Consider the following 24,897-nt stretch of genomic DNA (forward strand, 5'->3'; position numbering starts at 1 on the left):
CTCCAGTGAGGATGTGATGCGTCGTCGCGCGACGCTGTTGCAGCGCCTGCATATCGATGGCCCGCTGCTGGTGCTGCTGCTGACCCTGGCTGCCGGCAGCCTGTTCGTGCTGTATTCCGCCAGCGGCAAGAGTTGGGACCTGCTGGCCAAGCAGGCCACTTCATTCGGTATCGGCCTGGTGTCGATGATCGTCATCGCCCAGTTCGAGCCGCGCTTCATGGCCCGCTGGGTGCCGCTGGGCTACGTGTTCGGCGTGGTGCTGCTGGTGGTGGTAGATGTCATGGGCCACAACGCCATGGGGGCGACCCGCTGGATCAACATCCCCGGGGTGATCCGCTTCCAGCCGTCGGAGTTCATGAAGATCATCATGCCGGCGACCATCGCCTGGTACCTGTCCAAGCGCACCCTGCCACCCCATCTCAAGCATGTGGGGATCAGCCTGGTGCTGATTGGCATTCCGTTCATCCTGATCGTGCGTCAGCCTGACCTGGGTACGGCCTTGCTGATCCTGGCCGGCGGCACCTTCGTGCTGTTCATGGGCGGCCTGCGCTGGCGCTGGATCCTCAGCGTGCTGGCGGCTGCGGTTCCCGTGGCCATCGCCATGTGGTTCTTCATCATGCACGACTACCAGAAGCAGCGGATCCTGACTTTCCTCGACCCGGAGAGCGATCCGCTGGGCACCGGCTGGAACATCATCCAGTCCAAGGCCGCCATCGGCTCCGGTGGGGTGTTCGGCAAGGGCTGGCTGCTGGGCACCCAGTCGCACCTGGACTTTTTGCCGGAGAGCCACACCGACTTCATTATCGCTGTCATGGGCGAGGAGTTCGGCCTGGTGGGCATCTGTGCGCTGCTGCTGATCTACCTGCTGCTGATCGGGCGCGGGCTGGTGATCACCGCCCAGGCCCAGACACTGTTTGGCAAATTGCTCGCGGGCAGCCTGACCATGACGTTTTTTGTTTACGTTTTCGTCAACATCGGTATGGTCAGTGGCTTGTTGCCGGTCGTAGGGGTTCCGTTGCCGTTCATTAGCTACGGAGGAACTTCGCTGGTGACGCTACTGTCAGCGTTTGGGGTTTTGATGTCGATCCATACCCATCGCAAGTGGATCGCGCAGGTTTGATTAAGGTGAAGAATTCAATGCAAGCAATGCGTGGCTGGGCCGCTCGGCAGGCGCCGTGGGTCGGTCTGGTAAGCATCCTTGGTGCAGCGCAGCCCGCGTTCGCCGGTGATTACGAAGGTTCGCCCCAGGTGGCCGAATTCGTGGGCGAAATGACTCGGGACTATGGTTTTGCCGGGGAGCAGCTGATGGCTGTGTTCCGCGAGGCCGAGCGCAAGCAGTCGATTCTTGACGCCATTTCGCGGCCCGCCGAGCGGGTCAAGCAGTGGAAGGAATACCGGCCGATGTTCATCACCGACGCGCGCATTGCCCGCGGTGTGGATTTCTGGCGCCAGCATGAAGCGGTGCTGGCCCGCGCCGAGCAGGAATATGGCGTACCGGCCCAGGTAATTGTGTCGATCATCGGCGTTGAAACCTTTTTCGGTCGAAATACCGGGAATTACCGGGTGATCGACGCATTGTCCACCCTGGGTTTCGATTATCCGCCCCGTGCCGAGTTCTTTCGCAAGGAACTGCGCGAGTTTCTGCTGCTGGCGCGTGAGGAGCAGGTCGATCCATTGAGCCTCAAGGGTTCCTACGCCGGAGCCATGGGCTTACCACAGTTCATGCCCAGCAGTTTTCGGGCTTATGCGGTGGACTTCGACGGTGACGGCCACATCAATATCTGGACCAACCCCGATGATGCCATCGGCAGTGTGGCCAGCTATTTCAAACGCCACGGCTGGGTGGCCGGCGAGCCGGTGGTCAGTCGCGCCGATGTGCGTGGCGATCGGGTAGATGAAGGCTTGACCACCGGGATCGAACCGACGAAAACCGTCGGGGAGTTGCGGGCCCTGGGCTGGTCGAGTCATGATGCGCTGCGCGATGATATGCCGGTCACCGCTTTCCGTCTGGAAGGTGACAATGGCCCGGAATACTGGATGGGCCTGAAGAATTTTTACGCGATCACTCGCTATAACCGCAGCGTGATGTACGCCATGGCCGTACATCAGTTGTCTGAACAGCTGGTCCAAGCACGGGGCGTCAAGTAATGCTGGCAATGCCAATTCGCAAACCCCTGAAGCTGGTGGCTTTTGCCGCGTTGTCCTTGCTGGTGGTCAGTTGCTCGACGAGTCGCTCGCCGCAGCAGAAATCTTCCACCGCTGTGCGTTCCATGCCGGGCCTGGACGTCAACCGCGCCCACAAGGATGGCGCGCCGTGGTGGGATGTCGACGTTTCGCGCATCCCCGATGCGACCCCGACCCTGCATACCGGCCCGTACAAGGCCAATCCCTACACGGTACTGGGCAAGACCTATTTCCCCATCCAGGAATCGAAGAACTACGTGGCCTCCGGCACGGCGTCCTGGTATGGCACCAAGTTCCACGGCCAGAACACCGCCAATGGCGAGGTCTATGACCTGTACGGCATGAGTGCCGCGCACAAGACCCTGCCGTTGCCCAGTTACGTGAAGGTCACCAACCTGGACAACAATCGCAGCGTGATCCTGCGGGTCAACGACCGTGGGCCGTTCTATTCCGACCGGATCATCGACCTTTCCTACGCCGCGGCCAAGAAGCTCGGCTATGCCGAGACCGGCACCGCCCGGGTCAAGGTCGAGGGCATCGATCCGCAGCAATGGTGGGCTCAGCGTGGCCGTCCGGCGCCGCTGATGCTCAACGAGCCGCAAGTGGCGCAGAATAGCGCGCCGGTGGTTACGGCCTCGGCCGGCACTGTCGAACAATGGACCCCGCCGCCCCAGCAGCACGCGGCGGCTGTGGTTCCCGTACAAGTGAAAAACACGGCAGCAGCTTCTGGCCAGTATCTGCAGGTGGGCGCCTTCGCCAACCCTGACGCTGCCGAGCTGTTGAGGTCGAAATTGAGTGGCATGGTGAGCGCCCCGGTGTTCATCAGCTCGATCGTCCGCAATCAACAGACGCTGCATCGGGTCCGCCTGGGGCCATTCGGCACGCCGGGTGAGGCCCAGCAAGCGCAGAACAGCGTACGCCTGGCGAACCTTGGGCAGGCCAGCGTGGTCTCTGCCGAGTAAGAATACTGAAGATTGAAGATCCGCTTGCGGTATTGGGGGGTGGGTCCTGGTTGTTGGCTCGTCGAACAACAAAAGCCCGGCAAGGGTCAGTGAGTGAACAACTGCACACGCGACAGCCCTTTAGAAGGCTGTCTGAAATAGTTTTGCCCGCAAGGGCAAGTTTCCATTAGCAACTTCGAGAGACGGATGAACATCACCACCTTTGCCAAACGCCTGTGCCTGCTTGTCCCGCTGATCATCACGCCCGCCGCCTGGGCGGTCGAAGCGATGCCGTCGCCACCGCAACTGGCCGCCAAATCCTATGTGCTCATGGACGCCAGCAGCGGTAACGTGCTGGTGGAGAACAATGGTGACCAGCGCCTGCCGCCGGCCAGTCTGACCAAGCTGATGACCGCCTACATCGCGACCCTGGAAATCCGTCGCGGCCAGATCGGCGAGAACGATCCGGTGACCGTCAGCGAGAACGCCTGGCGTACCGGCGGCTCGCGGATGTTCATCAAGGTGGGTTCGCAAGTCACCGTCAGCGACCTGCTGCACGGCATCATCATCCAGTCGGGCAACGACGCCAGCGTCGCGGTTTCCGAGCATATCGCCGGTAGCGAAGACGCGTTCGCCGACATGATGAACAAGACGGCAACCGACCTGGGCATGAGCAACAGCCACTTCATGAACCCTACCGGCCTGCCGAACCCAGAGCATTACTCGTCGGCCCATGACATGGCGGTGCTGGCTCGCGCGATCATCCATGAAGACCCTGCGCACTACGCGATCTACTCGCAGAAGGAGTTCTTCTGGAACGGCATCAAGCAACCCAACCGCAACCTGCTGCTGTGGCGCGACAAGACCGTTGATGGCCTGAAGACCGGCCATACCGACGAAGCCGGCTACTGCATGGTGTCCTCGGCGGTGCGTGATGGCATGCGCCTGATCGCCGTGGTGTTCGGTACCAACAGCGAACAGGCTCGTGCTGCTGAAACCCAGAAGCTGCTGACTTACGGTTTCCGTTTCTTCGAAACCCAGACCTTCTACCAGAAGGGCACCGAGCTGGCCCAGGCCCAGGTCTGGAAGGGCACCACTCATCAGGTCAAAGCCGGTCTGGCCGAAGACCTGACCATGACTATGCCTAAAGGCCAGTTGAAAAAGCTCGCCGCCAGCATGACCATGAACCCGCAACTGATCGCGCCGATCGCCAAGGGCGACGTGATTGGTAAAGTCGAAGTGAAACTGGACGACAAGGTGGTGCACAGCGCTGATCTGATCGCCCTGGAAGCGGTCGACGAAGGTGGTATCTTCCGTCGCATGTGGGATAGCATCCGTCTATTCTTCTACGGCTTGTTCAACTGATATTGTCGACCTGCGTGGCCCTCGTTCCCCAGTGGAGCGGGGGCCATGTCCGTCGTCCGGCTATACGAGGCCGTTACTGCCATGACAGACACTGACGTTAAGTCGCACAAGATTGAGTTTCCCGTCGATGACTATCCGATCAAGGTGATCGGTGACACGGTTGTCGGCTTCAAGGACACCGTGATCGAGATCCTTGCCAAGTACGCCAAGCTGGACATCAAGTCCCTGGCCGAGCGTCAAAGCAGCAACGGCAAGTACACCACCGTACAACTGCACATCACCGCCACCGGTGAAGACCAACTGCGTGATATCAATAGTGCCCTGCGTGCTACCGGTGTCGTCCACATGGTGCTGTGATGCCACAGACGCTGGGCTTTCGTGAGCTTGGCCAGATGGCTTACGAGCCGGTCTGGCAAGCGATGCAGCGCTTTACCAATGAACGCGGTACCGATGCACCGGATGAAGTCTGGCTGGTGCAGCATCCACCGGTATTCACCCAGGGCCAGGCCGGCAAGGCCGAGCACCTGTTGCTCCCGGGGGATATCCCCGTGGTGCAGGTGGACCGCGGCGGCCAGGTGACCTATCACGGCCCTGGCCAGCTGGTGGCCTACCTGCTGCTGGATGTGCGCCGATTAGGTTTCGGTGTGCGGGACCTGGTCAACCGCATGGAGCACTGCCTGATCGAGCTGCTGGCCAGCTACGGCGTGCCGGCGGCGGCCAAGCCCGATGCACCGGGCGTCTACGTCAATGGGGCGAAAATCGCCTCCCTGGGCCTGCGTATCCGTCACGGATGCTCTTTTCACGGTCTGGCCTTGAACGTGGACATGGATTTGCAGCCGTTTCGACGGATTAACCCCTGTGGTTATGCCGGGTTGGCGATGACCCAGCTGAGCGACCATGCAGGGCCGATTGAATTTGCCGAGGTAAGTGCCCGGCTGCGTGCGCAGCTCGTCAAACACCTCGACTATGCTGAGCAGACGACCCTAACGGGCGGAATCGACTGATATGACTACTGCGCAAGACGCTGTTCAAACCCTGATCCCGACGCTGGATATCTCCGAGCGAGCGGCCCGTCCGAAAGTTGAAACCGGCGTCAAATTGCGCGGTGCGGAAAAGGTCGCGCGCATTCCGGTGAAGATCATTCCGACTACCGAACTGCCGAAGAAACCGGACTGGATTCGCGTACGCATCCCCGTCTCCCCGGAAGTCGATCGGATCAAGCAGCTGCTGCGCAAGCACAAGCTGCACAGCGTCTGCGAAGAGGCGTCCTGCCCGAACCTGGGCGAGTGCTTCTCCGGTGGCACCGCGACCTTCATGATCATGGGCGACATCTGCACCCGTCGCTGCCCCTTCTGTGACGTTGGTCATGGCCGTCCGAAGCCTCTGGATGTCGACGAACCGATGAACCTGGCGGTGGCCATCGCCGATCTGCGCCTGAAATACGTGGTGATCACCTCGGTGGACCGCGATGACCTGCGTGACGGCGGTGCCCAGCACTTTGCCGACTGCATCCGTGAAATCCGCAAGTTGTCGCCGAACGTGCAGTTGGAAACCCTGGTTCCCGACTACCGTGGCCGCATGGATGTTGCCCTGGAAATCACCGCCGCCACGCCGCCGGACGTGTTCAACCACAACCTGGAAACCGTGCCGCGCCTGTACAAGGCCGCCCGTCCTGGCTCGGACTACCAGTGGTCGCTGACCCTGCTGCAGAAATTCAAGCAACTGGTGCCGCATGTGCCGACCAAGTCCGGGCTGATGCTGGGCCTGGGTGAAACCGATGACGAAGTCATCGAGGTCATGAAGCGCATGCGCGAGCACGACATCGACATGCTGACCCTTGGCCAGTACCTGCAACCGTCGCGCAACCACCTGCCGGTCCAGCGCTTCGTGCACCCTGACACCTTCGCCTGGTTCGCCGAGGAAGGTTATCGGATGGGGTTCAAGAACGTTGCTTCCGGCCCGCTGGTACGTTCTTCGTACCATGCCGACGAACAAGCGAAACTGGCCAAGGCAGGCCTGGTTTCCTGATCTGCCTGCCCGCAAGGCGCACGTCTTGCGGGCAGTTCCCCGGCTCTTTCGAGCACTTTCGCAACGCCCGCCGCTTTTTAAATCCCGCCTCTTCTGTTTGACACCATTCATGGCTACTGTGCTTGAGTGAATTCACACAGGGAGAATCTGCATGCCTATCCAACCGACTGCTGCGCTGAACGCCCACCTGCCGGTGCCGGCGCTGGCCGCAGAAGGCGTTATCGGCCTTATTGCACCTGCCGGTCCCGCAGCGCTGGATACTGAAAAAGCCCACCAATGGATGCGCTCCAGGGGATACAGCCTACGGATCTTCCCGGGTGTCGGGTTGCAGGAGGGGTACCTGGCCGGTAGCGACGAAGCGCGCCTCAAGGACCTGCATGAGGCTTTCGCCGACACGGACATAGACGCCATTCTGTGCCTGCGTGGCGGCTACGGCAGCCCCCGCCTGCTGGACAAGATCGATTTCGATCTGTTGCGGCGCAATCCCAAGCCCTTTGTCGGCTACAGCGATATCACCGCCCTGCACCTGGCGATCAACCGTTATGCCGGCTTTGTGAGCTTTCACGGGCCGATGCTCAACGCCGACCTGCTGGGCGACAAGCAGGCGCCCACCGAGGCCTCCTTTTTCAATCTGCTTCGAGGCCAGGCCCGGGCTGGCAGCCTGCTGCCCCATCCCGTGGCCTTCCCCTTGACCACCATCGAGCCGGGCATTGCGCTGGGCTCCCTGCTGGGCGGGAACCTGTCGCTGATCGCCAGTACCCTGGGTACCCCGTATGAGATCAATACCGACGGCATCATCCTGTTTATCGAGGATGTCAATGAGCCGCTGTACCGCATAGATCGCCTGCTCAATCACCTGCGCCTGGCCGGCAAGCTGGAAAATCTGCGTGGGGTATTGGTGGGGGATGTGGCCGGTGTGGATTTTGCGGCGTTGTGCGCTTTGCTCAAGCAGACCTTCGAACCGCTGCGGATTCCGGTGCTGGCGGGATGGCGCAGTGGTCACTGCGACCCCAACCTGACCTTGCCCATGGGCGCGTTGGTCAGGCTGGATGCGGGAGCCAGGGAACTGACTCTGGCGCAGGATGTGGTCTTCAAGTAATCGCAGGGCCGGCGAGGGGAGTGTTTCCCCTGCGCCGGAGCGGGCCCTAACGATTGCGCAGGCTTTCCAGCAGCTTGTGGGTCGGATAGCCATCCGCGGGCCAGCCCAGTGCCTGTTGGGCATTGCGAATGGCCTTGCGGGTGTTGGCGCCGATGATGCCGTCGGGATTGCCGGCGTCATAGCTGTTGGCACTGAGCAGTGTCTGTAGCTCGATGCGCTCGGAGCGGCTCAGGGGCAGGTCGTCCTTGGGCCAGCTGCCGCTGATCTGGCCGGCTCCGCCGAAGCGTTCGGAGAGCAGGTTCACCGCCAGGGCATAGGACGAGGAGTTGTTGTATTTGAGCACTGCCCGGAAGTTGTCCAGGATCAGGAACGCCGGGCCGCGGTAACCCGCTGGCAAGAGCAGTGAGGCCGACAGGTGTTCCGAGCCGTAAGGCAGGGCCTTGCCATTGGCAGGAGTCATGCCCAGGCGCATCCATTCGCCTACAGTCTTGCGGGTGGAGGCGTCGGCCAGGGCGTAGTCGAAACCACCGTTGAGCTGTACTTCAAGACCCCAGGGCTGTCCCTGCTGCCAGCCGGAACTCTGCAGATAGTGCGCGGTGGAGGCCAGTGCATCGGCCGGGCTGTTCCAGATATCCCGGCGGCCATCGCCGTCGAAGTCCACGGCGTGGGTGTTGTAGGTGGTGGGAATGAACTGGGTCTGGCCCATGGCTCCGGCCCAGGAGCCGAGCATTTTCTCGGGCTGTATATCACCATGCTGGATGATCTGCAGCGCAGCGATCAATTGGCTGTTGGCAAAGGCCGGGCGCCGACCTTCATAGGCCAGGGTGGCCAGGGAGCGAATGACCGATTTGTTGCCCTGGAAGTCGCCGAAATTGCTTTCCATGCCCCACACCGCCACCAATGCCTGGCGGTCGACGCCGTAGCGCTGTTCGATCCGTTGCAGGATGTCGCTGTACTGCACCAGCAGTGCCTGGCCCTTGCGTACTCGGACCGGGGACAGCGCCCCCTCCAGGTATTCCCATACTGGGCGGCTGAACTCGGGCTGGCTGCGGTCGGCCTTGATCACGCTCATGTCCGGGGTCACGCCGGCAAAGGCGCGATCAAATACTTCGGCACGGATACCGGCGCCCAAGGCTTCGGCACGGAAGGCGTTCAACCATTGGTCAAAGGTCTGGGTGGGCTGGATATCCAGGTTGTCGACGGTCAGGGGCGCGACAGTGGCAGGTGCGGCAAGAGGGGCTGCCTGGAGGCTGGGCAGTGGCTGGGCGTCGGCGGCGGTGGGTTTTTCCGCGCAGGCGACTAGCAGAATAAGGCTGGAGGCAGCGATCAGTTGGCGCATGTGCCAACGACGGGAAAGACAAAAGGGCATGCACGGGTCCAGAGAGAATAACAATCAGGTGCAGACCTTATCATGCCGGCGGGGTTCTGGGCTTCAGGCAGCCAGAAAGTAAGAAGCCTCCCAGCTTTTAGACTGGAAGGCTTCGCGGCGGTAGCTGCCTTTGCCCTTGGCCGGGCGTTCCTGACGGCTGCGGAACAGTGGCTGGGCGACGATGGATTTGGCCTTGTTGGGGCCATGCTTGGATGGCTTGCTCATGCTCAATACTCACTTTGGGAGGGAGGTGTTGCGGCGCAGATCATCGGCCAGAGTCGGGCCGCTGTCCAGCATCATGGATGCAGAAAATTGTAAGCGTGACGGAGTGGCCGCTTTACTCGGCCGCAAGCGCCAGGCGCTGGCCGGCCATCAGCAGCGATAAGCGGCTCAGGCTGCTCCAGGGCGAGCCACTGGCCTGTCCCTTGATCTGCGCATCAATGCGCTGGGCATCGAGCAGCAGTTGGCCCCAGCGTTGTGCGGAGTAGCGCTGCAGGGCTTTGCTCATCAGGGGTTTGCGTTTGTCCCAGACGGGCGGGCGAGCCTGGCTGAAGACCTTGTCCAATGGCACGCCCTGGCTGAACTGCAGGGCCAGGTTGGCCAGCAGGCGCAGTTCCCGGGACAGTGCCCAGAGAATCACCGGTGGTTCCACGCCTTCGCCGCGCAAGCCTTCCAGCATGCGCAGGGCATGGGCCGCTTCACCATTGAGGATGGCGTCCACCAGGCCGAATACGTCGAAGCGGGCACTGTCGGCCACCGCCGCCTGGACCGTTTCGACGGTGATCTGGCCGCCCTCGGCCATCAGCTTGAGCTTCTCGATTTCCTGGGCGGCAGCCAGCAGGTTGCCTTCGACCCGGGCGGCGATCAATTCGACGGCATTCTGGCTGGCGGACAAGCCGGCCTGGGACAGGCGCTGGCGAATCCACTGCGGCAGCTGGTTGGCATCCACTGGCCAGATCTGTACGAACTGAGTCTGGGTACCCTCGACCAGCGCCTTGCCCCATTTGGTTTTCTGCGCGCTGCCATCGAGTTTGGGCAGGCTGATCAACAGCACTGTGTCTTCGGCAGGCCGCGAACAGTATTCGATCAGCGCTGCTGCGCCCTTGTCACCAGGCTTGCCCGAGGGCAGGCGCAATTCCAGCAGGCGTTTTTCGGCGAACAGCGACATGCTGGCGCCTGCTTGCAGCAGGGTGCCCCAGTCGAAACTGGCGTCGGCGCTGAATACCTGGCGCTCATCGAACCCCTGCTGGCGTACGGCAGAGCGAATGGCGTCGGCGGCTTCCTGGCAAAGCAGGGGATCATCGCCGCTGATCACGTAGATCGGCGCGAGAGTGCCTTGCAGGTGTTTGCCGAGTTGGGCAGGGGCGAGTTTCATAGGCGGGTGCCAGGGGGGCGCCGGAACGCCCCGCATGGCTTACTGGTTCGGCAGTTCCATAGGGGACTGTTGCGGTGTTTCCGCCTCAGCCTTGCGTGCGGCTTCCAGGGCGTCGGCTTCTGCCTTGGCCTTGGCTTCGGCGGTCGCCTGCAGTTGGGCAAGCTGGTCCGGGGTCAGCAATTGCAGACGAATCAGCATGCGCTGGATCAGGTCGCGACGCATTTCCTTGCGGGTCTCGGCAGACTCCTGGTCGGAGCCGGTGATGTTGTTGCCGTCGTGCAGGAAGACTTTCTGCACTTCCAGTTTGTCGCTGAGCAGATGCAGGTTGTCGTGTGTAAGGATCTCGTAGCTCAGAGTGGTGCCGATTTCGTACTCTGCGGAGGCGCCCCCCCCGGTATAACTGAGAGTGCGCTGAGAACTTTCCTCATTCAGCAGTACCAGCTTATAGGGTGCACCGGCATGGACCTGGACGCCGCTGGATTCCAGTTGCTGCTTGAGCATCTTGACGGTAGTGCCGTAGGCATCCCGGGCGCTCAGGTCGAGTTCTTTGACTGTCAGCTCGTTGGTGCCTGTGCCGCGCAGCTGGAAGCCACAGGCGCTCAGCAGCACGGCCAGGCCCATCACCAGCAGATTACGTTTGATCATGTATTGCTCCCCTTGAAACCAGATGGGCCAACCTTGTGGCCCTGGAGGTTTTATTCGGCGCCCGATCCCGGACCGGGCGCCTGATCCAATTAGCTGGCGACGATGTTGACCAGTTTGCCCGGCACCACGATGACCTTGCGAATCGTAAGGCCTTCGGTGAAGCGCAGTACGTTCTCGTTGCTGCGAGCGGCCGCTTCGACTTCTTCACGGCTGGCGCTGGCTGGCATCTCGATCTGGCCACGCAGTTTGCCGTTGACCTGGATCACCAGTTGCAGGCTGTCCTGCACCAGCGCGCTTTCGTCCAATGCTGGCCAGCCGGCATCGATGATCGCGCCGCCTTGACCCAGTTGGCCCCACAGCTCATGGCTGATGTGGGGAGTGATCGGGGCGAGCAACAGGGCTACGGTCTGCAAGCCTTCCTGCAGCAGTGCACGGTCCTGTTCACTGCCTTGCGGCGCTTTTTCCAGGACGTTCATCAGAGTCATCACCTGGGCGATGGCGGTGTTGAATTTGTGATGCTGGCCTACGTCCTGGCTGGCCTGCTTGATGGCCAGGTGGATTGCACGGCGAATGGCTTTCTGCTCGTCGCTCAGGGTCGCTACATCCAGAGCCCCCGGCAGCCCCTGGCTGACGTGGGCCTGGGCCAGGCGCCAGACGCGCTTGAGGAAGCGGTGCGCACCTTCAACGCCAGAGTCGGACCATTCCAGGCTCATGTCGGGCGGCGAGGCGAACATCATGAACAGGCGGCAGGTATCGGCGCCGTATTGTTCGATCATCGATTGCGGGTCGACGCCATTGTTCTTCGACTTGGCCATCTTCTCGGTGCCACCGATCTCCACCGGCAGGCCGTCGGAGATGAGTTTGGCGCCAATGATCTTGGCCTTGCTGTCACGCTCCAGCTCGACATCCGCCGGGTTGTACCAGGTGTAGCTGCCATTGGCTTCGCGACGGTAGTAGGTCTCGGCAATCACCATGCCCTGGGTGAGCAGGTTCTTGAACGGCTCGTTGGAACTCACCAGGCCTTCGTCACGCATCAGCTTGTGGAAGAAGCGCGCGTAGAGCAGGTGCAGGATGGCGTGTTCGATACCGCCGATGTACTGATCCACCGGCAACCAGTGGTTGGCCGCGGCCGGATCTACCAGGCCGCCTTCATAGTGCGGCGAGGCGTAACGGGCGTAGTACCACGAGGACTCGACGAAGGTGTCCATGGTGTCGGTTTCACGCTTGGCAGGTGCTCCGCATTTCGGGCAGCTGCACTCGTAGAACTCGGGCATGCGCGCCAGTGGCGAACCGGCGCCATCGGGAACCACGTCTTCCGGCAATACCACCGGCAACTGCTCTTGCGGGACGGGTACATCGCCGCAGCTGTCGCAGTGGATGATCGGGATCGGGCAGCCCCAGTAGCGCTGGCGGCTGATGCCCCAGTCCCGCAGGCGGAACTGGGTGCGCGATTGGCCGAGGTTCTTCTTCAGCAGCGCCACTTCGATGGCATCGAACGCGCCAGGGAAGTCCAGGCCGTTGAACTCGCCGGAGTTGATCAGCTCGCCATGCTCGCCGTAAGCGTCCTGCCAGGGCGCCGGAGTTTCATCGCCAGCGCTGGTGCGTACCACGGCCTTGATCGGCAGGTTGTACTTGGTGGCGAACTCGAAGTCGCGCTCATCGTGGGCCGGTACCGCCATGACTGCGCCGTCGCCGTAGTGCATGAGCACGTAGTTGGCGACCCAGACCGGGAGTTTTTCACCGGTCAACGGGTGCTCGACGAACAGCGAAGTCGGCAGGCCTTTCTTTTCCTGGGTCGCCATGTCGGCTTCGGCGACGCTGCCACCCTTGCATTCGGCGATGAAGGCCTGCAGCTCGGGGTTGTCCTGTGCTGCCAGGGTGGCCAGCGGGTGCTCGGCTGCCACGGCAACGTAGGTCGCGCCCATCAGGGTGTCTGGACGGGTGGTGAAGACTTTCAGGGTCCCGGCTTCGCCGATGGAGGCCTGGTCGTAGGGAAATTGCACTTCCATGCCACGGGATTTGCCGATCCAGTTGCGTTGCATGGTCTTGACCTGCTCGGGCCAGCCCGGCAGTTCGTCGAGGCTCTCCAGCAGTTCATCCGCGTAGGCGGTGATCTTGAAGTAGTACATCGGAATTTCGCGCTTTTCGATCAGCGCGCCGGAACGCCAGCCGCGGCCGTCGATCACCTGTTCGTTGGCCAGCACGGTCTGGTCGATGGGGTCCCAGTTCACGGTGCCGTTCTTGCGGTAGATCACGCCTTTTTCGAACAGACGGGTGAACAGCCACTGTTCCCAGCGGTAGTAGTCCGGCTTGCAGGTGGTGACCTCGCGGGACCAGTCCACCGCCAGGCCCAGGCTGCGCAGCTGGGTCTTCATGTAGGCGATGTTTTCGTAGGTCCACTTGGCGGGAGCCACGTTGTTTTTCATCGCGGCGTTTTCCGCCGGCATGCCGAAGGCGTCCCAACCCATGGGTTGCAGAACGTTCTTGCCTTGCATGCGCTGGTAGCGGGAGATCACGTCGCCGATGGTGTAGTTGCGCACGTGCCCCATGTGTAGCTTGCCGCTGGGGTAAGGGAACATCGATAGGCAGTAGTAAGTTTCCTTGCCTGGCTGTTCACTGACTTCAAAGGACTTTTGCTCGTCCCAGAACGACTGGGCGGCGGCTTCGATTTCACGGGGCTGATAGTGTTCGTGCATGGCTACTTTTGTACTGAATAGGGGTGGCCTAATCCTCTTCAACGCAACTTCGGGTGGCGATGACGCCAAATGCGGCGTTTTTCAGTGCCCGATGGAGCTGGAAGTGGAGTTACAGGAAGCGCCGTAGCATACATGACCGCACTCTGCCGAGGGAAACCCTGATTGCTCGGGCGGGCCGTTGGTCGCGGCGGCGCGTCGCTTTCGGCTGTCCGACTAAGCTCAAAAAGGGGAGTGAGTCTTATCTTCGATGAGGTGAACGGATGCTTGAATCGCAGCGAAAAGCAACAGAACCGGAGGTGTATGAAAGGCTCCTCAATCGACTGGCTCTGGCCCTGGATGCGGCAAAAACGGCGGATCGACTGCGCAATGAGCGGCCTATCGAGCTGGAGCTGCGGGGTTTGAGCCGGGCGGAGTTTGAATTGATCAGGGCCTATCTGGCCCGCCATCAACGTGAAATGCAGATCAATCCAATGGGCAGTCTGCAACACCAGGAGGTGCCTCGTTCGGCCAAGATCATTTGGCTGAAGGATCAGGCGCCCGTCAAGGCATCGGTGAAAGTCCGATCTCAGCAGTTCAAGTAGGTCCCAGGGCCCCTTATCGGGTCGAGCGAGGTCGCGGCCGAGGACCTCGGGAGCAAAAATACCAGGCATTGGTTGTTGCCGGACAGGTATCCCCTTTAGGCTTCGGGCATCTTGTTGGAGATGCTCGATGCCTTTTCGCTATTTCATCAAACAGTTGCTGCTGCCGCCCGGCATTCTATTGCTGTTGCTGCTGCTTGCCTGGGGCTTGCGCCGTTCCCGGCCACGGCTGGCAGGTTGGTGTTTTGCCTTGGGGCTGGGTGGTTTCTGGTTGATGAGCCTGCCGGTCATGGTGGAGTGGGGCGCGCGCGGTCTGGAGCGCCTGCCGCCCTTGCCCCAAAGCCAATGGGCGAGCCTGGCCGAGCAGGCGGATGTGATTGTGGTGCTGGGTTCGGGGCGGGAGCGGGGCGATCCGGCGTGGGGCTCTGATCAGCCCACCGGCGTGGGCCTGGAGCGCGAACGCTATGCCGCGCGCCTGGCCAAGGCCTCCGGGTTGCCGGTGCTGACCAGCGGCGGCTTGCATTACGGTACGCCGCCCACCGAGGCTGCGTTGATGGCGCAATCCCTGCTCGATGACTTTGGCGTGACGGTGCGCTGGCAGGAAGGCCGCAGCCGCACCACCTGGGAAAACGCGCAGTTCAGCGCCGAAGTCCTGCTGCCATTGGGGATCAAGCGTGTGGTGGTGGTGACCCAGGCCTGGCACATGCCCCGCGCGGTGTGGAGTTTCGAGCACGCCGGGTTTGAAGTGGTGCCTGCACCCGTGGGGTTCCTGGGAATGGATAACGCCCGTCCGCTGGGAGGCTGGATGCCTGAGTTCAAGTCGATCTGGCAGAGTGGGCAGTTGCTCAATGAGGCAATGGGCCAATTGGGCTACCGGTTGTTCTATCGCTGATGGCAATCCGGCTCCCTCGGGAGCCGGATTGCCAGCGAGGGCCCTCAAACGGTCTTGGCAATACGGCTGGCCAGCAAGGCCCAGCCAAACAGCAGGGTGCAGAGCACCACCAGCGGCCAGGAGCGCCATTGCAGATACGGCGTCAGGTTGTGCATGGGCACGACTTCGCCGTACAGAATGCCGCGCTCGAACTGGGGAATCTGCACCGTGATCCTGCCGAACGGATCGATCAGCCCGGTGACGCCGTTGTTGGTCGCGCGAATCATCCAGCGCCCGGCTTCCAGGGCGCGCATCTGCGCCATCTGCAAGTGTTGCAGGGGGCCGATGGAAGTGCCGAACCAGGTGTCATTGCTGATGGTCAGTAGCAGGTCGCTACGGGCCGAAAGGCTGGCGGCGAATTCGGGGTAGACCACTTCGTAGCAGATGAACGGCGCTATCTGATAGCCCTTGGCCTGCAGCAGCGGCTGGTCGGCCGGGCCGCGGGCGAAGTCCGACATCGGCAGGTTGAAGAAGTCGATCAGGCCGCGCAGCACTTCCTGCAGGGGCACGTACTCGCCAAAAGGCACCAGCTTCTGCTTGAGGTAGGTGCCGTCCCCTTCGCCGGTCACGGTGATGCCGTTGAAGTAGCGTTTTTCATGGCGTACCAGTTGGCGCACCGGAACGCCGGTAATCAGCGCGGAATGACGGTCGGCGGCAAAGTTGCCCATCATCGTCAGGTAGCCTTCGGCCGACTCCTTGAGCACCGGTACTGCGGTTTCCGGCCAGACCAGCAGGTCTACGCGCTTGCTGCGAAAACTCATGTCGCGATACAGCGCCAGCTGGGCGTTGAGCTCGGCCGGGTCCCACTTCATGCTCTGTTCGATATTGCCCTGGATGGCGGCGACCGATAGCGGCTCTCCGGCCGGGCTGGTCCAGGCATGGCCTTTCAGGGCCAGGCCCACGACCCAGGGGGCTGCCAACAGGAGCACGCCCGCAACGATGAAGGCTTTGCGCCCGGCCTTGATCAGTCGCGGCAGGTTGTAGAGCAGCGCTGCGGTGAGGGCCAGGGAGAAGGAGATCAGCCAGATGCCGCCCAGCGGCGCAAGCCCGGCCAGTGGGCCGTCAAGCTGGCTGTAGCCGGAATACAGCCAGGGAAAACCGGTGAGGAACCAGCCGCGAAAGGCTTCCTGTCCCAGCCACAGGGCCGCGAATGCCAGGGCGTCCGCCAGCGGCGCTTCATTGCGTCGCAACCAGCGGGCCCAGAGCCAGGCAGGCAGTGCGAAAAACCAGGCGATGGCGGCGATGAAGGCCAGCATCAGCAGGCCGGCAAGCAGGGCCGAGGCGCCGCCATAGGTGTGAATGCTGACGTAGATCCAGCTGGTGCCGGCCCCGAACAGGCCGAAGCCGAAGCACCAGCCGCGGCCCAGGGCCTGGCGCGGTGTCAGCTCGCGCAGCCCGGCGTAGAACAGGCCGACTGCTAGCAGCGCCAGAGGCCAGATGTTGTAGGGGGCCAGGGCCAGGGTGGTGATGGCGCCGGCGATCACGGCCAGCAGGTTGCCGGGCCAGCCGGGGCGGGTTGAGCGCTGCAAGAGGCGTTTCATCAGCTCTTTCCTGTGTCGTACCGGGCGAGGCACGAGGAGAATGGTTGGGTTGTTTCAGATGAGCGTCGAGTCACGCAGCGCTGCTCGGCCGATGCGTCCCCGCACTGTATCGCCTGAGGCCGGGCAAGTGGCCTCAAGACGATATCGCGGTGCGGGGGAGGGCAGATGACCCGTTTCCTCAGCGGGAAATGGGGGTCAGGCGCAGCAGATGAATCCGCCGGCTGTCGGCGTTGAGCACGCGGAAGCGATAGGCGCCGATTTCAGTGATTTCGTTGCGTTTTGGCAAGTGGCCGAACGCACTCATGACCAGGCCGCCTACGGTGTCGAATTCGTCGTCGGAAAAGTCGCTGTCGAAAAACTCGTTGAAGTTCTCGATGGGCGTCAGCGCCTTGATCAGGAAGTCGCCGCTGGGCAGTGGCTTGATGTAGCTGTCTTCCTCGACGTCATGCTCGTCCTCGATGTCGCCGACGATCTGTTCCAGCACGTCTTCGATGGTCACCAGGCCTGCCACGCCGCCGTACTCGTCGATGACGATGGCCATGTGGTTGTGGTTGGCGCGGAACTCGCGCAGCAGCACGTTCAGGCGCTTGGACTCGGGGACGAAGGTCGCCGGGCGCAGCAGGTCCTTGATGTTGAAGCTGTCACCGTTCTCCTTGAGGATCAGCGGCAGCAGGTCCTTGGCCAGCAGGACGCCCATCACGTCGTCATGGCTTTCGCCGATCACCGGGTAGCGCGAGTGCGCCGAATCGATGACTGCGGGCAGGAACTCCCGAGGGGTCTGGGTCGCCTTGATGCTGATCATTTGCGAGCGCGGAACCATGATGTCCCGGACTTGCAGGTCAGCGACCTGGATGGCGCCTTCGACGATGGCCAGCGCTTCGCTGTCCAGCAACTTGTTCTGATGGGCTTCGCGCAGCAGCTCCAGCAGCTCCTGGCGGTTTTTCGGCTCATGGGCAAAAGCCTGGGTCAGTTTGCCCAGCCATGACTTTTGCCCGTTGCTCGATCGATCTTCGCTCATAGCGATTGCTCTGAATCCTTGGTTGTTACAGGGGGTTGTTGATCAGCTTTCGTCATCTGCATAAGGGTCCGGATGACCCAGTTCTGCAAGCAACGTTCGTTCCAGCGCTTCCATTTCTTCGGCTTCGTCGTCATCTATATGGTCGTAGCCCAACAGATGCAAGCAGCCGTGAATCACCAGATGGGCCCAGTGGGCCTGAAGTTCCTTGCCTTGTTCAGCCGCTTCGCGTTCGACCACCGCAATGCAGATCACCAGGTCCCCCAGCAATGGGATATCCAGCAGCTCATCCGGTACATCGGCAGGAAATGACAGCACATTGGTGGCGTAATCTTTATGACGCCAGGTGTGGTTCAGCTCACGCCCTTCTGCTTCGTCCACCAGGCGGATGGTCAGTTCCGAATCGGCGGTGCGCTGGCGCAGGGCCAGCTCGCACCACTGGCGGAACTGTTCATCGCTGGGGGCCGGCTGTTGGCTGGCGCGCTGCAGGTCAAGCTCAAGCATCGTGGCGGTTGCCTCGGTCTGCGGCAGCCTTGGCGGCCTCGTCGGCAGCGTGCAGTTCGAAGCGCTCATAGGCTTCGACGATGCGTTGCACCAGCGGATGGCGCACCACGTCCTTGGGCATGAAGTGAGTGAAGCTGATACCAGGCACATCCTTGAGTACGTTGATCACATGGGCCAGGCCGGACTTGGTGCCCTTGGGCAGGTCGACCTGGGTGATGTCGCCGGTGATCACCGCAGTGGAGCCGAAACCGATCCGTGTCAGGAACATCTTCATCTGTTCCACGGTGGTGTTCTGGCTCTCATCGAGGATGATGAAGCTGTTGTTCAAGGTGCGGCCGCGCATGTAGGCCAGGGGCGCGATCTCGATGACCTGGCGTTCGATGAGCTTGGCCACGTGTTCGAAACCGAGCATTTCATACAGGGCGTCGTACAGCGGGCGCAGGTAGGGGTCGATCTTCTGGGCCAGGTCGCCGGGCAGGAAACCGAGCTTTTCGCCGGCTTCTACCGCCGGGCGCACCAGCAGGATGCGTCGCACCTGCTCGCGTTCCAGGGCGTCCACGGCGCAGGCCACGGCCAGGTAGGTCTTGCCGGTACCGGCCGGGCCAATGCCGAAGTTGATGTCGTTGCCGAGGATCTCTTTGACGTAGCGCTGCTGATTCAGGCCGCGGGGGCGAATCATGCCTTTCTTGGTGCGCAGGGCCACGGCGGCATCGGCTACCGAAGGGTTGTCCAGCTCTTGCACGGCAGACTCCTGCAAGAACAGGTGGACCAGGTCCGGCGACAGCTCGGTGCCCTTGGTTTCCCGGTAGAGACGGCGCAGAAGGTTTTCCGCGGAGGTGGTTTGCTTGGGTTCGCCGATCAGTTCGAACTGATTGCCGCGGTTGCGGATCTCGATCGTCAGGCGCTGTTCGATCAAGCGCAGATGCTCGTCGAATTGCCCGCACAGATTGGCGAAGCGGCGAGCCTCGAAGGGCTCGAGGATGAAACGATGAGGTTCTATGGGTGCGTTCAAGGTCGTTTTTAGCCGCCCAACGGCAATTAAGATGAATTCAAGGATAACGCCAGCAGCCTGGGTGCGAAAGCTCTTATGCGGAGCAAGGGCTGCTGGGGCTTTTCCCTGCCAGGTTATTGCAGCAGGGAGCCGCGCAGCGAGTGAGGCTGCGCCGAGTCGATGTACACGTCAGCGAACTGGCCGATCAGCGTGGGATTGTCACAGCGGAAGTTGACGATGCGGTTGTTCTCGGTCCGTCCCTGCAGTTCGCCCGGGTCTTTCTTCGAGTAGTCGGTCACCAGGATGCGCTGGGTAGAGCCGACCATTTGTCGGCTGATTTCAAAACCTTGCTGGTTGAGGCGGTGCTGCAAGGCGTTGAGCCGTTCCTTTTTCACCGCCTCCGGTGTTTCGTCGGCCAGGTCGGCGGCCGGTGTTCCCGGCCGTTGGCTGTAGACGAAGGAGTAGGAGAAGTCGAAACCGACGTCTTCGATCAGTTTCATGGTCTGCTGGAAATCCTTCTCCGTCTCGCCTGGGAAGCCGACGATAAAGTCCGAACTGATGCAGATTCCCGGAACAGCCGCCCTGAGCTTGCGCAGCTTGGACTTGTACTCCAGGGCGGTGTGATTGCGCTTCATGGCCGCGAGGATCCGGTCCGAGCCGGATTGCACCGGCAGGTGCAGATGCTTCACCAGTTCTGGTACTTCGGCATGCGCCTGGATCAGGCTGTCGGAGAACTCCAGCGGATGTGAGGTGGTGTAGCGGATTCGCTCGATGCCATCGATCGCGGCAACCACACGAATCAATTCGGCCAGGTCGGCCATGCGCCCGTCGTGGGTTTGGCCGCGATAGCCGTTGACGTTCTGGCCCAGCAGGGTCACCTCGCGGACGCCGTTTTCCGCCAGGTGGATGATCTCGGCGATCACATCGTCGAAGGGCCGGCTGACTTCTTCGCCGCGGGTGTAGGGCACGACGCAGAAGGTGCAGTACTTGCTGCAGCCTTCCATCACCGAGACATAGGCGCTGGGGCCATCGATCCGGGGCTCGGGCAGGTGGTCGAACTTTTCGATTTCCGGGAACGAGACGTCGACCTGCGGCAATTTGGTGATGCGCGCGACGTCGATCATTTCCGGCAGGCGGTGCAGGGTCTGCGGGCCGAAGACCACGTCCACATAGGGTGCGCGGTCGCGGATGGCCGCGCCCTCCTGGCTGGCCACGCAGCCGCCTACGGCGATCACCATGTCCGGATTGGCCAGCTTGAGCTCACGCCAGCGCCCGAGCTGGGAGTACACCCGGTCCTGGGCGCGTTCGCGAATGGAGCAGGTGTTGAGCAGGATGACGTCCGCATCTTCGGCGCGTGCGGTGACTTCCAGGGCCTGATGTTCGCCCAGCAGGTCCACCATGCGCGAGCTGTCGTACTCGTTCATCTGGCAACCGTGGGTTTCGATGTAAAGCTTCTTGGCCATGGACGGGATCATCACGTGATTCAAAGAACCGCGCATTATAGGGGCCATGCCCACAGGTTCCTAGGGTTGTGCATCGGGTAGCTATGCTATAGTTCGCGCCCTATTTTTGTCCCCCGATGTGTTACCCGCCCGCCATGACCAAACGTGAAGCTCCAATCTACAAGGTGATTTTCCTCAACCAGGGCCAGGTGTTCGAAATGTACGCCAAGCAGATCTATCAGAGTGATCTGTGGGGTTTCCTGGAAGTGGAAGAGTTCGTCTTTGGCGAGCGCACGCAAGTGGTCGTTGACCCGAGCGAGGAGAAGCTCAAGGCCCAGTTCGAAGGTGTAGTGCGCAGCTTTGTGCCGATGCATTCGATCGTGCGCATCGATGAAGTCGAGCGCCTGGGTACGCCGAAGATCAGCGAGGCCCGCGGGGTGAGCAATGTCATGCCGTTCCCGATGCCGATGCCGGAAAAGTAAGCCTGGCCGATTCCGTCTTTCCGGGAGGGCGGTTGTCTGTGTGGAAGCCGGCTCACCGGCGACTGAGGCGCAAATGCCTACGGCAGGGGCGAGAAGGGTGAACGCCCATCGGCGCTCTGCAGTTCCATCAGGTATTTGCGGAAAATCTGTCCCAGTACCTGGGTCGCAACTTCCAGTTCGTCGCGCTGCATGTGCTCGGCGACTTCGTCGGCAGTGTCCAGGGCGTCTTCGGCGCCATTGACCGCAGCCATCTTCAGCACGATGTAAGCCTGCACGTTATTGGCCGGCACGCCTTCACCGTGGAAGAACATGGTGCCCAGCTTGAATTGCGCCTGGGCATGGCCCTGCAAGGAGGCCTTTTCGAAGTAGCTCAGGGCTTGATTGAAATCTTGCGGCGCACCTTTGCCCTCGTAGTAGAACTCGCCCAACTCGTATTGCGCCTCGGCATCCCCCTCGTCGGCGGCCTTCTGGCAGGCGGTGAGGGCCTCGGCCTGGTCCTGAGCCTGGGGATCGAGGGTGCAGCGACCCAGCGCCGGGATCAACAACGAGTTGCCACCTGCTTGTGCATGCGCGAGCAGGGGCTGAAGGAGCAACAGGCAGCCCAGTGTCAGGGCGCGGCCGGTGCGGTTCATGGGAATCGACTTACCTCTGAGGGGCGCGGGGCCCAGCGTGGGGCCCAATAAGCGCGCATTATGAAATAAGCAGGGCCCACCTTACAAAGTCTTTACTCGTTTTTCTGCTGCGTGGGCGCTATATCCCAAGGATTCATCAGCATTTGCAGGTTTCACTGGAGAAAATTCAAGTAAAGACTACAACGGGCGTGATGTTTCACACGCCCGCCGTCCAGCGCTTACTTCAGGGCGGCGAATGCCCGCTCTGCCGCATCCAGCGTCAGCTGCAACTCGGCCTCGCCGTGGGCGATGGAGGTGAAGCCCGCTTCGAAGGCACTCGGCGCCAGGTACACGCCGCCTTCCAGCATCAGGTGGAAGAAGCGCTTGAACAGGTTGGCGTCGCTGGCCATCACATCGTCGAAGGTGACGATGTCATCGGCACCGCTGAAGTACAGGCCGAACATGCCGCCAGCCTGGGTGGTGACGAACGGAATGCCTGCTGCATCGGCGCGTTGTTGCAGGCCTTCGAGCAGACGGCTGGTGTAGTCGCTCAGTTCGGCGTGGAAGCCCGGGCGGCTGATCAGGCGCAGAGTGGTGAGGCCTGCGGCCATGGCCAGCGGGTTGCCGGACAGGGTGCCGGCCTGGTAGACCGGGCCCAGGGGCGCGATGTGCTCCATGATCTTGCGCTTGCCGCCGAAGCAGCCTACCGGCATGCCGCCGCCGATGATCTTGCCGAAGGTCGACAGGTCGGGTGTCACGCCGTAATGGGCCTGAGCGCCACCGAGGGCAACACGGAAACCGGTCATCACTTCGTCGAAGATCAGCACTACGCCGTGCTGATCGCAGAGGCGACGCAGGCCTTCGAGGAAACCCGGTGCCGGGGGTACGCAGTTCATGTTGCCGGCCACTGGTTCAACGATGATGCAGGCCACTTCCTGGCCTACTTCGGCGAGCATTTTTTCCACCGCCGCAATGTCGTTGAAGGGCAGGGTCAGGGTGTGCTTGGCGAAAGCCGCGGGCACACCGGCGGAGCTCGGCACGCCTTGGGTCAGGGCGCCGGAGCCAGCCTTCACCAGCAGGCTGTCGGAGTGGCCGTGGTAGCAGCCTTCGAACTTGATGATGCTGTCCCGGCCGGTGAAGCCACGGGCCAGGCGAATGGCACTCATGGTGGCTTCGGTGCCCGAACTGACCATGCGCACCATTTCCATGGATGGCACGATGGAGCACACCAGGTCGGCCATTTCGGTTTCCATGGCGGTCGGTGCGCCGTAGGACAGGCCGTGTTCCAGTTGCTTGCGCACGGCGTCCAGGACATCAGGGTGGCTGTGGCCAAGAATCATCGGGCCCCAGGAGCCAACGTAGTCGACATAGCGCTTGTCGTCTTCGTCGGTGACGTAGGCACCTTCTGCGTGTTTGAAGAACAGCGGGGTGCCGCCCACGCTCTTGAAGGCGCGGACAGGCGAATTGACGCCACCCGGGATGTGTTTCTGGGCGTTGGCAAACAGGGTTTCGGAACGAGACATGATCGGGCTCTCAAAAATCAGCTGTTGAATAGGGCGTTGAAGGCGCGGGCGCGGCGGGTCACTTCTTCGGCGCTCTCGGCGCCGAACAGGCCGTGGACCACCGCCAGCAGGTCGGCACCGTGGTTCACCAGTGGCGCGGCGTTGTCCAGGGTGATGCCGCCGATCACGCAGATCGGCAGGTGCAGGCTGGCCCGGGCCTGGTCCAGCAGCTCCAGGCTGGCTGCAGGCGCGCCGGGCTTGGTGGTGGAATTGAAGAAACGGCCGAAGGCGACATAGCTGGCGCCTTCCTTGGCGGCTTGCTCGGCCAGTGGCAACTGGCTGTGGCAGGTGGCACCGATGATCGCCTGGCGGCCCAGCAAGGCTCGGGCCGGGGTCAATGGGCCATCAGTCTGGCCCAGGTGCACGCCGGCACCGATACGCGCCGCCAGCTCGGCATCATCGTTGATGATCAAACGGGTCTTGTAGCGCTCGCACAAGGCCAGCAGGGTTTCGGCTTCCCGCAGTCGGCGGGCCTGGTCGTCGCTTTTGTCGCGGTACTGCAACAGCGTGACACCGCCTTCCAGCGCCGCCTCCACGTACTTCAGAAACTTGCCGGCCAACAGTTGGCTGTCGGTGATGGCGTACAGACCACGTAGTTTCATTGAGCAGGCCTCATGACATTACGAGCAGAAATCCAGCGGCAAGCGGCGCGGAACGAACTGGCCACGGCCAAGCTGTTCGGCATCGCGCAGGGTGCGCCAGGTGTAATCCAGGGCGGACTTCACCGCACTGGCCAGGTGTTCACCTTGGGCCAGGCGGCCGGCCAGTGCGCTGGCCAGGGTGCAGCCGGAGCCGTGGTAGCTGCCCGGCAAGCGCTGGCAGGTATAGGTTTTGCGCAGGCCGTCACGGCTGTACAGGCGATTGTGGACTTCGTGTTCATCGCCGTGGCCGCCGGTGATCAGCAAATGCTTGACGAAGGGCAGGAGTTTTTCGGCGCATTGGTCGGCGCTGCCTTCAGGCAGTTCCGCGAGAATTCGGGCTTCGGGAAGGTTGGGGGTGGCAATGGTTGCCAGGGGCAGGAGGCGCTCGCGCATGGCGTAGCCGACCTCATCCTTGCCCAGCCGGCCACCGCCGCCGGCGCGCAACACCGGATCGCAGACCACTGGCAGGTGCGGGTGGGCCTGGAGCAGCTCGACCACGGTGTCGACCATCTCCAGGGAACCGAGCATGCCCAGCTTGACCGCCGCTACCGTGGAGTCGTTGAGCACGGCATTGGCCTGGGCCAATACCCACTCGCGATCCAGGACGCGGAAGTCGCTGACATTGACCGTGTCCTGCACGGTCAACGCGGTGACAGCCGGAGCTGCATGACAACCCTGAGCCAGCAGGGCTTCGATATCTGCCTGCAGGCCGGCGCCACCACTGGGGTCGTGGCCGGAGAGACAGAGGACAACGGGGCGAGAGCTGTAGATATTCATGGGCGGCGAGCTTACCACCAAACGTTTTTTTTCGCGGCGCTCGACATATAAGAGAGGGGCGATCTGGCGCCTGCCAGCCCACTTGACCGAAGCAACAGCTCTAGCCCGCTGGATTGCGCT

Annotated in this window: 25 protein-coding genes; 11 read left to right on the forward strand and 14 right to left on the reverse strand. The window is 62.0% G+C overall.

Features of this window, described 5'->3' with window-relative positions:
* Window positions 1-16 precede the first annotated feature (16 nt).
* From rodA to AC07R1_RS27655, 8 genes are all read left to right on the forward strand, one after another.
* Window positions 17-1,120, forward strand: coding sequence for a rod shape-determining protein RodA (gene rodA, locus AC07R1_RS27620; RefSeq protein WP_015637169.1), 1,104 nt, complete (start codon window positions 17-19; stop codon window positions 1,118-1,120).
* 17 nt (window positions 1,121-1,137) lie between these two features.
* The gene (gene mltB / locus AC07R1_RS27625; protein WP_011063668.1) at window positions 1,138-2,148 is read left to right on the forward strand and encodes a lytic murein transglycosylase B; all 1,011 of its coding nucleotides are present in this window, start codon (window positions 1,138-1,140) and stop codon (window positions 2,146-2,148) included.
* Window positions 2,148-3,146 carry a septal ring lytic transglycosylase RlpA family protein gene (locus tag AC07R1_RS27630; RefSeq protein WP_011063667.1) on the forward strand — a complete coding sequence of 333 codons (999 nt, stop codon included), beginning with the start codon at window positions 2,148-2,150 and terminating at the stop codon, window positions 3,144-3,146. The genes mltB and AC07R1_RS27630 overlap by 1 nt, the downstream gene beginning before the upstream one ends.
* 186 nt (window positions 3,147-3,332) lie before the next feature.
* Window positions 3,333-4,490, forward strand: coding sequence for a D-alanyl-D-alanine carboxypeptidase family protein (locus AC07R1_RS27635; protein WP_011063666.1), 1,158 nt, complete (start codon window positions 3,333-3,335; stop codon window positions 4,488-4,490).
* 81 nt (window positions 4,491-4,571) lie between these two features.
* On the forward strand, window positions 4,572-4,847 hold the full coding sequence (locus tag AC07R1_RS27640) for a DUF493 domain-containing protein (protein WP_011063665.1): 276 nt from the start codon (window positions 4,572-4,574) through the stop codon (window positions 4,845-4,847).
* Window positions 4,847-5,494 (forward strand): lipoyl(octanoyl) transferase LipB, encoded by a 648-nt coding sequence (lipB, locus tag AC07R1_RS27645; RefSeq protein ID WP_011063664.1) that lies wholly within the window; start codon window positions 4,847-4,849, stop codon window positions 5,492-5,494. The genes AC07R1_RS27640 and lipB overlap by 1 nt, the downstream gene beginning before the upstream one ends.
* A gap of 1 nt (window position 5,495) precedes the next feature.
* Window positions 5,496-6,518, forward strand: a complete 1,023-nt coding sequence (gene lipA, locus AC07R1_RS27650; RefSeq protein ID WP_011063663.1) for a lipoyl synthase — start codon at window positions 5,496-5,498, stop codon at window positions 6,516-6,518.
* Between the two features lie 151 nt (window positions 6,519-6,669).
* Window positions 6,670-7,617: a S66 peptidase family protein gene (locus tag AC07R1_RS27655; RefSeq protein ID WP_011063662.1), complete on the forward strand. Its 948-nt coding sequence runs from the start codon at window positions 6,670-6,672 to the stop codon at window positions 7,615-7,617.
* A gap of 46 nt (window positions 7,618-7,663) precedes the next feature.
* Here the strand turns inward: AC07R1_RS27655 and AC07R1_RS27660 are convergent, their stop codons facing one another.
* The 5 genes from AC07R1_RS27660 to leuS all read right to left on the reverse strand — a co-directional run bounded on the left by AC07R1_RS27660 (window position 7,664) and on the right by leuS (window position 13,702).
* A complete protein-coding gene (locus tag AC07R1_RS27660; protein ID WP_342403782.1) occupies window positions 7,664-8,986 on the reverse strand; it encodes a lytic murein transglycosylase in 1,323 nt (440 codons plus the stop codon).
* A 63-nt stretch (window positions 8,987-9,049) separates the two neighbouring features.
* Window positions 9,050-9,211: an alternative ribosome rescue factor ArfA gene (gene arfA, locus AC07R1_RS27665; RefSeq protein ID WP_015637164.1), complete on the reverse strand. Its 162-nt coding sequence runs from the start codon at window positions 9,209-9,211 to the stop codon at window positions 9,050-9,052.
* Between the two features lie 112 nt (window positions 9,212-9,323).
* Complete coding sequence (gene holA, locus AC07R1_RS27670; RefSeq protein ID WP_495111140.1) at window positions 9,324-10,361, reverse strand: DNA polymerase III subunit delta; 1,038 nt, start codon at window positions 10,359-10,361, stop codon at window positions 9,324-9,326.
* Window positions 10,362-10,400: 39 nt separating this feature from the next.
* Window positions 10,401-11,006, reverse strand: coding sequence for an LPS-assembly lipoprotein LptE (locus tag AC07R1_RS27675; protein WP_125062966.1), 606 nt, complete (start codon window positions 11,004-11,006; stop codon window positions 10,401-10,403).
* Window positions 11,007-11,095: 89 nt separating this feature from the next.
* Window positions 11,096-13,702 (reverse strand): leucine--tRNA ligase, encoded by a 2,607-nt coding sequence (gene leuS / locus AC07R1_RS27680; RefSeq protein ID WP_346624829.1) that lies wholly within the window; start codon window positions 13,700-13,702, stop codon window positions 11,096-11,098.
* Between the two features lie 260 nt (window positions 13,703-13,962).
* Here leuS and AC07R1_RS27685 point away from each other — a divergent pair, with 260 nt between their 5' ends.
* A complete protein-coding gene (locus AC07R1_RS27685; RefSeq protein WP_011063656.1) occupies window positions 13,963-14,283 on the forward strand; it encodes a hypothetical protein in 321 nt (106 codons plus the stop codon).
* A 127-nt stretch (window positions 14,284-14,410) separates the two neighbouring features.
* Window positions 14,411-15,172: a YdcF family protein gene (locus AC07R1_RS27690; RefSeq protein WP_495111141.1), complete on the forward strand. Its 762-nt coding sequence runs from the start codon at window positions 14,411-14,413 to the stop codon at window positions 15,170-15,172.
* Window positions 15,173-15,216: 44 nt separating this feature from the next.
* Here AC07R1_RS27690 and lnt read toward each other — a convergent pair whose 3' ends face one another.
* The 5 genes from lnt to miaB all read right to left on the reverse strand — a co-directional run bounded on the left by lnt (window position 15,217) and on the right by miaB (window position 20,725).
* Window positions 15,217-16,740: an apolipoprotein N-acyltransferase gene (gene lnt, locus AC07R1_RS27695; protein ID WP_053160199.1), complete on the reverse strand. Its 1,524-nt coding sequence runs from the start codon at window positions 16,738-16,740 to the stop codon at window positions 15,217-15,219.
* A 190-nt stretch (window positions 16,741-16,930) separates the two neighbouring features.
* Window positions 16,931-17,770, reverse strand: a complete 840-nt coding sequence (locus tag AC07R1_RS27700) for a CorC family transporter (RefSeq protein WP_011063653.1) — start codon at window positions 17,768-17,770, stop codon at window positions 16,931-16,933.
* 42 nt (window positions 17,771-17,812) lie between these two features.
* The gene (gene ybeY / locus AC07R1_RS27705; RefSeq protein WP_011063652.1) at window positions 17,813-18,271 is read right to left on the reverse strand and encodes an rRNA maturation RNase YbeY; all 459 of its coding nucleotides are present in this window, start codon (window positions 18,269-18,271) and stop codon (window positions 17,813-17,815) included.
* The gene (locus AC07R1_RS27710) at window positions 18,264-19,283 is read right to left on the reverse strand and encodes a PhoH family protein (RefSeq protein ID WP_011063651.1); all 1,020 of its coding nucleotides are present in this window, start codon (window positions 19,281-19,283) and stop codon (window positions 18,264-18,266) included. The genes ybeY and AC07R1_RS27710 overlap by 8 nt, the downstream gene beginning before the upstream one ends.
* Before the next feature lie 113 nt (window positions 19,284-19,396).
* On the reverse strand, window positions 19,397-20,725 hold the full coding sequence (gene miaB / locus AC07R1_RS27715; RefSeq protein ID WP_011063650.1) for a tRNA (N6-isopentenyl adenosine(37)-C2)-methylthiotransferase MiaB: 1,329 nt from the start codon (window positions 20,723-20,725) through the stop codon (window positions 19,397-19,399).
* A gap of 134 nt (window positions 20,726-20,859) precedes the next feature.
* On the opposite strand from miaB, the gene AC07R1_RS27720 reads away from it, so the two are divergent.
* Window positions 20,860-21,186 carry a DUF1820 family protein gene (locus tag AC07R1_RS27720; RefSeq protein ID WP_007927079.1) on the forward strand — a complete coding sequence of 109 codons (327 nt, stop codon included), beginning with the start codon at window positions 20,860-20,862 and terminating at the stop codon, window positions 21,184-21,186.
* Window positions 21,187-21,263: 77 nt separating this feature from the next.
* On the opposite strand, the gene AC07R1_RS27725 is transcribed toward AC07R1_RS27720, so the two are convergent.
* The 4 genes from AC07R1_RS27725 to AC07R1_RS27740 all read right to left on the reverse strand — a co-directional run bounded on the left by AC07R1_RS27725 (window position 21,264) and on the right by AC07R1_RS27740 (window position 24,777).
* Window positions 21,264-21,818, reverse strand: coding sequence for a tetratricopeptide repeat protein (locus tag AC07R1_RS27725; protein ID WP_011063648.1), 555 nt, complete (start codon window positions 21,816-21,818; stop codon window positions 21,264-21,266).
* 218 nt (window positions 21,819-22,036) lie between these two features.
* The gene (gene hemL, locus AC07R1_RS27730; protein WP_011063647.1) at window positions 22,037-23,320 is read right to left on the reverse strand and encodes a glutamate-1-semialdehyde 2,1-aminomutase; all 1,284 of its coding nucleotides are present in this window, start codon (window positions 23,318-23,320) and stop codon (window positions 22,037-22,039) included.
* Between the two features lie 17 nt (window positions 23,321-23,337).
* Window positions 23,338-23,961 carry a thiamine phosphate synthase gene (thiE, locus tag AC07R1_RS27735; RefSeq protein WP_011063646.1) on the reverse strand — a complete coding sequence of 208 codons (624 nt, stop codon included), beginning with the start codon at window positions 23,959-23,961 and terminating at the stop codon, window positions 23,338-23,340.
* Window positions 23,962-23,979: 18 nt separating this feature from the next.
* Complete coding sequence (locus tag AC07R1_RS27740) at window positions 23,980-24,777, reverse strand: hydroxymethylpyrimidine/phosphomethylpyrimidine kinase (protein ID WP_015637156.1); 798 nt, start codon at window positions 24,775-24,777, stop codon at window positions 23,980-23,982.
* Between the last annotated feature and the right edge of the window lie 120 nt (window positions 24,778-24,897).

Source organism: Pseudomonas sp. GW821-FHT07F01 (assembly GCF_059418825.1).